Here is an 8,757-nt window from a genome sequence, read left to right as displayed (position 1 = left end):
GCCAGGGCGTCGAGCCCCCGCGCGCTGGACAGAGCCAGCACCGCGCCGACCGCGAGGAACGGGAGGACCTGCAGGATGCTCGCGGTCTCGGCGCCGCCGACTCCGCCGACCTGCCAGAAGCGGAAGCGGTTCAGCGTGGTCTCCTGCGTGAGCAGGACCGCGCTGATGAGGGAGGTGAGCGCGGCGGCGGTCGCGGCTCCGGCGAGGGCGAGCTTCAGCGGAGTGGCGCCCTCGCGGCCGAGCGACGCGACCGCGTAGACGAACGCCCCGGCGGCGGCGGCTCCGAGGAACGCGAGCCAGATGAACTGCGGCAGGCTCGTCGCGCCGACCCCGGCGATCCCGAGCACGACCGCGAGCGAGGCGCCCGAGTTGAGGCCGAGGATGCCCGGATCGGCGAGCGGGTTGCGGGTCAGCCCCTGCATCACGGCTCCGGCGAGCCCGAGCGCGGCGCCGACCAGGATCGCGAGGACCGTCCGCGGCACCCGCCCCTGCACCGCCGCGTCGACGATGGACGCCGGATCGGGCGAGGTCAGCGCCGGCCAGACCTCGCCGAGCGGGATCTCGCGGGAGCCGTACACGAGCGAGAGGACCGAGGCGACGGCCAGCGCGACGAGGGCGACCGCCAGCGCGGTCGCCCTCGTCTTCCGGGTGGGTGCGGTGCGGGTCACGACACCTTGTCGGCGGCCGCGGCGAGGCCGGCGGTGTACTCGTCGAGCACCCACGGGATGCTGAGCAGGTTCGGCGACGAGGTGGCCATGGCGGCGGAGGAGCCGTCCTCCAGCACGTAGACGGAGCCGCGCTCGACGGCCGGAATCTTGGAGAGCAGCGGGTCGGCCTGCAGTGCGGCGAGGGTCGTGTCGTCGCCGTAGACGACGAGCACGTCGGCGTCGAGCTGGTCGGCGTTCTCGGAGCTGATCGTGCCGCTGAACGCCTCCGAGTCGCCGGAGAGCTCGGCGACGCTCGGGGCGACGTCCAGCCCCAGGTCCTCGACGAACTTCACGCGCGCGTCGTTCGGCGTGTAGTAGGTGAAGGTGCTCGCGTCGGTCGGGTCGTACCAGCCGTACATGAACGTGGTGCCCGCGAGCTGCGGGTAGGACGCGGTGGTCTGCGTGATGTCGCTCTCGATCTCGCCGACCTTCGCGACGGCCTCGTCCTCGAGGCCCAGCGCGGCGCCGTCGAGCTTCGCGGAGTCCTGCCAGGTCGTGCCCCAGGGCAGGCCCGGGTAGGCGACTGTGGGGGCGATCTGGCTGAGGGTGTCGTAGTCCTGCCGGGTGATGCCGGAGTAGGCCGAGAGGATCACGGTCGGGCTGAGGTCCGAGATCGCCTCGAAGGGCACGCCGTCGGTCTCGTCGAACAGGGTCGGGGTCTCGGCGCCGGAGGCGTCGAGCGCCTCCTTCGTCCACACCAGCAGGCCGTCGCCGTCCTCGTCGCCGTAGGAGGCGCGGGTGAAGCCGACCGGGGTCACACCCAGCGCGAGCGCCACGTCCTGGTTGGTCCAGCTCGTCGCGACGACGCGGTCGGCCGACTCGACGGTGGTGCTGCCGAAGGCGTGGTCGACGGTGACGGGGAAGCCCTCGCCGCTCTCGGCGGCGCTGCTCTCGGACGTGCCCTCGGAGCCGGCGTCGGCTCCTCCCGAGCAGGCGGTGAGCAGCAGCGCGGCGAGGCCGAGCGAGGCGACGGCGGTCAGGCGGAGGGGGGTGCGAGTGGCGGGCACGGCGATCCTTCGAAGGGGGTGGTGGGGGTTGCGAAGGTTAACCTAACCTAACCGCCTGGACGGGGCCAGTGGCCGGTGGGATCAGCGGCGGTGGGACGCGACCAGGCGGCGCAGGTGCTCGCGGGGAGCGTCGACGATCCGGACGGGGTCGTCGAGCACGAGCGTTGTGCGCTCGGATCCGTACTCGGGCCAGCCGGCGTCGCCCGTCGCCGCGAAGGCGGCCCAGCGCGACGAGACCTCGTCGCTGAGGCGCTGCGGGGCGGGCCCGATCGTGCCACGGGCGTCGTCGAGGCTGCGGAAGAGGAAGGGCAGCTCGAGGGAGTGGGTCGCGCCGCGGGAGTCGTCGGCGCGCCAGGCGAACAGGGCGGCGCGCGTCGATCCGGTCGCTGCGGCCCGGGCGTCGAGCAGCCGCAGACTCGGCTGCCGGTAGATCTCGTCGGCGAGGCACGCCTCCAGGGCCTCGGCGTCCGAGGGGGTGCGGCCCAGGTCGGCCGCCAGAGCCTCTCGATAGGCCCCCGCGTCCCCTCCCGGAAGCAGGTCGGCGACGTGCCGGTCGAGCTGTGCGCGCAGCTCGACGGAGTCGGGAGCCCGGAGGTCGACGGAGCCCGAGCCCTCGTTGACGTTCGTCGTCACGACGAGATCCACTCCGCTCGAGGCTCCCTCCGCGACGGCGGACACCGGGTCGCGGGTCAGCAAGCGGCCGTCGAGGCCCGCCCGGAACACGGCGACGGTGTTCGGACCCGCGGCCGAGCGGCGGGCGAGCAGGCGGTCCTGCGCCTCGATCAGGCGAGGCCAGGGCAGGTCGAGGAGCCGCTCCGGCGGCGCGCCGAGCAGGTCGAGCAGCTCCGCCGTCGCCTCCTCGCCGTACTCGCGGGACCCGACGCGCTCGGGGTTCGCGCTCTGCAGCACTGCTCGCGCGAAGAGGCGCTCGGCGCGGGGCGCTGCGAGCAGCATCGCGGCCGACGTCGCGCCGGCGGACTGGCCGGCCAGCGTGATCCGACCGGGGTCTCCTCCGAACGCCGCGATCTCGTCGCGGACCCACTCGAGCGCGGCGACGGTGTCGTGCAGGCCCGCGTTCGCGGAGTCGCGGTACTCGTGGCCGAGGAGGTGGTCCACGGTGAGGAATCCGAGCGCGCCGAGCCGGTGGCCGAGCGCCACGACGACGGTGCCGGTCCGGGCGGCGAGCCGTGCTCCGTCGCAGAAGGGCTCGGAGGGGGAGCCGGCGACGTGCAGCCCCCCGTGGATCCAGACGATCACCGGGCAGGCCTCGGCTGCCTCCGGCGTCCAGACGTTCACGGTCAGGCAGCCGGTCTCGCTTCCACCCGACGTCTGCGGAGCCCGCGGTCCGGGCTCCAGCGCCTCGCGCCGTCCGCTCCAGGCCTCGAGCGGCGGAGCCGGGAGGAAGCGCCGGGGGTCGCCCGCGTAGGGCACCCCGAGGAACGCGTGCGCCGCTCCGTCCGGCGTCTCGACGGTCCGCCCGAGCAGCCGGCCGGCGGAGACGACGGCCTCAGCCATCGCGCCCTCCGGGCTGCAGGAGCACCGGCCCGTGCCCGGGCGAGAGGGTGCTCTGCAGCACGAGGGAGGACGCTCCGACGGCGGCCGCGTCGCGCGGGTTGCTCGAGAGCTCGACCTCGATCGGGTGGGCCCGGCGGGCGAAGCGGCGCTCGTCGAGGCGGGCGCGGATCGCGCGGGTGTGGATCGAGCCGGCGATGGCGACTCCGGGGCCGGTGAGGACCAGCTCGTCGAGGTCGAACAGGTTGGCCAGGATCAGAGCGCCGTCGGCCAGGTGCCCGGCCGCGCGCTCGATCAGGGCGAGGGCCGCCGGATGGCCGTTGATCGCCGCCAGGCTGAGCACGTCGAAGTCGCGGGCGTGCTCCTCGGCGCGGAAGGCGAGGTCGAGGTCGGCGAACGCGGCGCGGTCGGAGCGCGCCTCCTCCACGACCACCGTCGGCGAGGCGTACCGCTCGAGGCAGCCGACGTTGCCGCAGAAGCACTCGCGCCCGCCCGGCACGATCGTGACGTGGCCGATCTCGACCGCGTTCGAGCTCGCCCCGCGCAGCAGTGCGCCGTCGAGGACGACGCCGGCCCCGATGCCGGTGCCGACGTAGATGCTCCCGAAGGTGCGGTGCCGCGAGACGCCGCGGCTCCAGAACTCGCCGATCGCGGCGGCGGCGGCGTCGTTGTCGAGCAGGATCGGCGCGCCCAGACCGGCGCCGAGCTCCTGGCGGAGCGGGTGGTCGCGCCAGTGGTGCAGCGTCGGCGGGCCGAGGACGCGGCCCGCGGCCTGGTCGATCGGGCCGGGAGCGACGACCGCCACGCCCGCGATCGAGCCGCGGTCGATCCCGGTCCCGCGGATGAAGTCGTCGTAGGCCCGGACCAGGCGCGCGGTGACCTCCTCCGGGGAGGCGAGCGCGGCGCCGTCGATCTGCTGGCGTGCGATCACGCCTCCGCCCGTGTCGGTCGCGACCAGGGTGATCGACTCGAAGCCGAGCTGCAGGCCGATGGCGATCCTCGCCCGCGCGTTGATCTCGAGCAGCTGCCGCGGCTTGCCCCCGGTCGAGGTCGAGCCGGTCTGGCGGACGATGCCGTCGGTGAGGAGCTTGCGCACGATCATCGAGATGGCGGGCTGGGTGAGGCCGGTCGCGGCGGTCAGCTCGACGCGGCTGATCGGCCCGGAGGAGCGGATCAGGTCCACGACGAGGGCGCGGCTCCCGGGGGCCGCGGGTGTCGATTCGCGCCGTGCCATGCCGTCACCTCCCGTTCCGCTCGTCAGCGTACGGGACGGCTCCGCCGCCGATCGGCCCCCTACTCTGGACGGGCGACGAAGGGCGGTGGCGATGACGCGGACGAGACCGATCGGCCTGGCCCTGGTGCGGGCGACCGAGATCATGGGCGCGGAGCCGTACTTCCACGAGTTCATCGCCGGTGTCGAGCGGGCGGTCCGCCCTTCGGGCTACTCGGTGCTCCTCAACGTCCTGCCCGACGCCGACGCCGAGCTCGCGACCTATCGGCGGTGGAGCGAGGACGGCGAGGTGAGCGGCGTGATCCTGGTCGACCTCGAGGACGGGGATCCGCGGCCGGAGTTCGTGCGCGGCCTCGGCCTCCCCGCCGTCGTGATCGGCCCGCCGAGCGCCGCCGTCGGCTTCCGCGCGGTGTGGACGGACGACGACAACGCGATGCGCGCGGCCGTCGACTTCCTCGCCGGTCAGGGCCACTCCCGGCTCGGCCGCGTCGCCGGACCCGCGGAGCTGCTGCACACGCGCATCCGCGAGGAGACGTTCGCGCAGGAGTGCGCGCGGCACGGAGTGTCCGGACCGACGGCCGGGGGCGACTACTCGCGGGCCTCCGGGGCCCGTGCTCTGGCGGCCCTGCTCGACGGCGACGAGCGGCCGACGGCGGTCGTCTTCGACAGCGACCTGATGGCGCTCGGCGGACTCGACGAGGCCCGCGATCGCGGTCTCGCCGTCCCGGGCGAGCTCTCGCTCCTCGCCTGGGACGACTCCGCGCAGTGCCAGCTCAGCGAGCCCCCGCTCTCGGCGGTCTCGCACGACGTGCAGGTCATCGGGATGCTCGCCGGCCGGGAGCTCCTGGCCGGCATCGCGGGTGGCGAGAGCCGTGCGATCAGCAGCCCCGCCGTCGTGATCGTCCCGCGCGGATCCACGGGCGCGCCGGCGGCCTGAGCATCTCCGACCGCCGGTCGACGGCCGTCGCCACGCCCCGCGTGCTCGCACTGCCGTCTCGATTCGTTACATAAATTATTTACTTTTGATATTGACCTCGACGGGGAGGACAGGGGAGTCTGTCCGAGGACCGGCCGACGAGGGCGGGGCGACGAGCCCCGCTCCCGAGAGCGGAACGACGCGAGCCGGTCCTCCACCCCGGTCGAAGGAGCCCTGGAACACACATGACCCGTGCCGCAGCACCGCCCGCCCCGAGGCGCTCCCGCCTCCGCTCGGCCCTCGCCGGCGGAGCGATCGCCGCCGTCGTCGCCTCGACCCTCGTCGCGACCGCGTCCTCCGCCCAGGCCGCGCCGGCCGACTGGACCAGCGCCAACACCGCGTTCGTCCAGCGCGACGGCAGCGCCCTCACCCTCGACGGCGAGCGCTTCCGTGCCAGCGGGACGAACATCTACTGGCTCGGCCTCGACGAGAACGTCGGCGGGATCGACTACCCGACCTACTTCCGCATCAAGGACGCCCTCGACACGGCGGCCGGGCTCGGTGTCACCGTCGTGCGCTCGCACATGATGACGTCGACCAGCCAGGACGACGCCGACCCGCTCGCGCTGATGCCGCGGCTCGGCGAGTACAACGAGGAGGCGTTCCGCACCATCGACTTCGCGGTCGCCTACGCGGGCACTCTCGGCATCCGCCTGGTGCTGCCGCTCACCGACCAGTGGGAGTACTACCACGGCGGTCACCGCGACTTCACGACTCCGCTCGGCCTCGAGTCGGACGACTTCTACACCGATCCGGCCGCGATCGCGGCATACCAGGACTACGTCGACCACGTGCTCGACCACACGAACACGATCACCGGGACGCGCTTCGTCGACGACCCGACGATCATGGCGTGGGAGCTGGGCAACGAGCTCGAGGGCATGACCCGCGAGTGGATCGACGCCCAGGTCGCGCACCTGAAGGAGAAGGCCCCGGAGCAGCTCGTCGCCGCCGGCCGCCGCTTCGACATCGATCCCGACACCCTCGCGTCGCCGGACCTCGACATCGTCGACGTCCACTACTACCCGCCGACCGCCGAGCGGGTCTCGGCCGACGCGCGGACCGTCGCGGACGCGGGCAAGGTCTACATCGCGGGGGAGTACGCCTCGACGGCCGCCTCCGCCACGCTGCTCGACGCGGCCGCGGCCGACCGGAACGTCTCGGGCATGTTCTTCTGGTCGCTGTTCGGGAACAACGACCGCGGGGGCTTCGTCCCGCACGACGACGGCTTCACCCTCCACTACCCGGGCGATTCGGCGCGGGAGCGGGAGAGCGTGGACGCGGTCGAGCGCTACAGCGCGGCCGTCGGCAGCACGCCCGGCCGGCACGAGCTCGGCGCCCCGCTCGTCACGGCCCTCGACCAGGTGTACGGCATCACCACCGTCTCGTGGCGCGGGACCGCGGGAGCGCAGGGCTATCTCGTGCAGCGCTCGGTCGACGGCGGTGCCTGGAGCGACGTGACCGACGGCGCCGTCTCCGCCTCCGCCTCCCCGGTCACCGACTACGACTCGCCCGACGGAGCGCGCTACCGCGTGGTCGCGGTCGGCGAGGGCGATCGCCCCGGCCCCGCCTCCGACCCCGTGGCCGCGCCCGAGGCCGGCACGGTGCTCGTCGATCCGCTGCAGACCTGGACCCTCAGCTCGGCACACGAGAACGCGCGGCTCGAGCCGACGCCGGCCGGCGGAGTCGTCGCCGCGACGGGCGCTGCGAGCATCACCTGGCAGCGCGACGGCGTGACCGCCGCCGAGTTCCTCCTCTCGGACCCCTCGGCCGCGACCGTCTCGACGAGCACCGACGGGACGACCTGGACTCCGGCCGCGACCACGGTCGACGGCGGCGCCCTCCGGGCGGTCGGCCTCGACGGCGACGCCGTCCGCCTCTCCTGGAGCGGCAGCGCCACCCTCGAGCGCGCCACCGTCACGAGCGCGGCGGAGGCGGTGGCCCTCGCCGACCCGCTCGACGACTTCTCGAAGGTGTCGGCCCGCACGGGCAGCCTCGCGATCGACTCCGGCTCGCCCGCGCAGTTCGGCGGAGACGTCTCCCGCGTGAAGCGCGAGAGCACCGATCCGGCGAGCCTCACCTGGAGCTTCGACGACATCAGCGGCGCCGACGTGACGGCCTGGTACTGGCCCGACCAGCCGGTCGCCCCGCTCACCGTGGAGGGCTCGGCCGACGGTGCGACGTGGGCGCCGATCGCGGTCGACACCCGCGGCGGCACCGGGAACTGGAAGCAGTACACGCTGTCGGTGCGCGGCCTCTCCGGCGTGAACCAGCTGCGCGTCTCGTGGCCGCAGGGCCCGGGCGAGGCGTGGACGCCGCAGATCGGCTCCGTGAACCTCTTCTCGCCGAACGCCGCTCCGCTCGGCGCCCCGGCCGCCCCCGCGCTCGTCGCGCCGGCCGCCGGCGCCGACGGGATCACCGCGACCCCCGCGTTCTCGTGGGAGCCCGCCGCCGACGCCGCGTTCTACCGCTTCACCCTCTCGGCATCGGAGGACCTCTCCGAACCGATCGTGGAGACGACCGGGCTCACCGCGACCACCGTCCGCCCGGACGTCGACCTCGCCCCCGAGACGCGCTACTCCTGGCGGGTGACCGCCGTGAACGGCGTCGGCTCCACCGTGTCCGAGGTCCGCTCGTTCGAGACCTCGGCCGTGCCGACGGAGCCCGTCGTGGTCGACGACTTCGAGGGCTACGCCGACGACGCGGCGGTCCGCGAGGCCTACGTCCGGAACAGCGGGGGCGGCACCATCGCGCCGACGCTGGTGCCCTCCGGCGCCGGCAGCGCCGCGCGCTTCGACTACGACACGGGCACGGCCGGCTACGCGGGCGTCGTGAAGACGTTCGATGCTCCGCAGAACTGGTGGGGCTACTCCGGGCTGACCCTCGACGTGGACGCCGCGGCCCCGTTCTCGGTGCAGTTCGTCGCGAACGGCGCCTACTGGGAGGCCTCCGTCACCCCGGCGACGGAGGGGCCGACCGTCGTCCCCTTCTCAGCCTTCGCTCCGCCGTCGTGGGCCCCGGAGGCCGATCTCGACCTGACCTCGGTGACCCAGTACGCCCTCTACGTGAACGGATCGGGGATCGGAGTCCTCACCGTCGACGACGTGGCGACGGTGGTCGCCGCCGGGCCCGCCCCGACGCCGACGCCGACCACCCCGACGACGACGACGCCCACCGCACCGCCGACGACTCCCACCGCGCCGCCGACGGCCGGACCCTCGCCCCACCCCCACGTGCCGTCGTGGCTGGAGTCGCTGGTGCGCCAGTACCTCCCGACGATCCGGCACTGGTGGCAGGCCCGTCACTGACCTCCGTCCCGCACCC

6 protein-coding genes are annotated in these 8,757 nt (G+C 74.0%); 2 read left to right on the top strand and 4 right to left on the bottom strand.

What is annotated here, in order from left to right; genetic code table 11:
* The 4 genes from C5C33_RS12135 to C5C33_RS12120 form a co-directional block, all read right to left on the bottom strand.
* Positions 1-668 (bottom strand): iron ABC transporter permease (locus tag C5C33_RS12135; RefSeq protein ID WP_258069232.1); only part of this gene is annotated, 668 nt, incomplete at its 3' end.
* Positions 665-1,714, bottom strand: a complete 1,050-nt coding sequence (locus C5C33_RS12130; protein WP_104329680.1) for an iron-siderophore ABC transporter substrate-binding protein — start codon at positions 1,712-1,714, stop codon at positions 665-667. The genes C5C33_RS12135 and C5C33_RS12130, both read right to left, overlap by 4 nt.
* An 81-nt stretch (positions 1,715-1,795) precedes the next feature.
* Positions 1,796-3,229, bottom strand: coding sequence for a carboxylesterase/lipase family protein (locus C5C33_RS12125; RefSeq protein WP_104261225.1), 1,434 nt, complete (start codon positions 3,227-3,229; stop codon positions 1,796-1,798).
* Positions 3,222-4,460, bottom strand: coding sequence for an ROK family transcriptional regulator (locus tag C5C33_RS12120; RefSeq protein WP_104234022.1), 1,239 nt, complete (start codon positions 4,458-4,460; stop codon positions 3,222-3,224). Before C5C33_RS12120 ends, C5C33_RS12125 begins: the two co-directional genes overlap by 8 nt.
* A 91-nt stretch (positions 4,461-4,551) precedes the next feature.
* Between C5C33_RS12120 and C5C33_RS12115 the strand changes: the two genes are divergently transcribed.
* Both C5C33_RS12115 and C5C33_RS12110 read left to right on the top strand, forming a co-directional pair.
* Positions 4,552-5,394, top strand: a complete 843-nt coding sequence (locus C5C33_RS12115; RefSeq protein WP_208543581.1) for a LacI family DNA-binding transcriptional regulator — start codon at positions 4,552-4,554, stop codon at positions 5,392-5,394.
* A gap of 224 nt (positions 5,395-5,618) precedes the next feature.
* The gene (locus C5C33_RS12110; RefSeq protein WP_104261224.1) at positions 5,619-8,741 is read left to right on the top strand and encodes a cellulase family glycosylhydrolase; all 3,123 of its coding nucleotides are present in this window, start codon (positions 5,619-5,621) and stop codon (positions 8,739-8,741) included.
* The last annotated feature ends 16 nt before the right edge of the window (positions 8,742-8,757 follow it).

It is taken from the genome of Rathayibacter sp. AY1H3 (assembly GCF_002932015.1).
The sequence above is the reverse complement of the archived record's forward strand: the minus strand, read 5'-3'. Positions and strand labels throughout refer to the sequence as shown.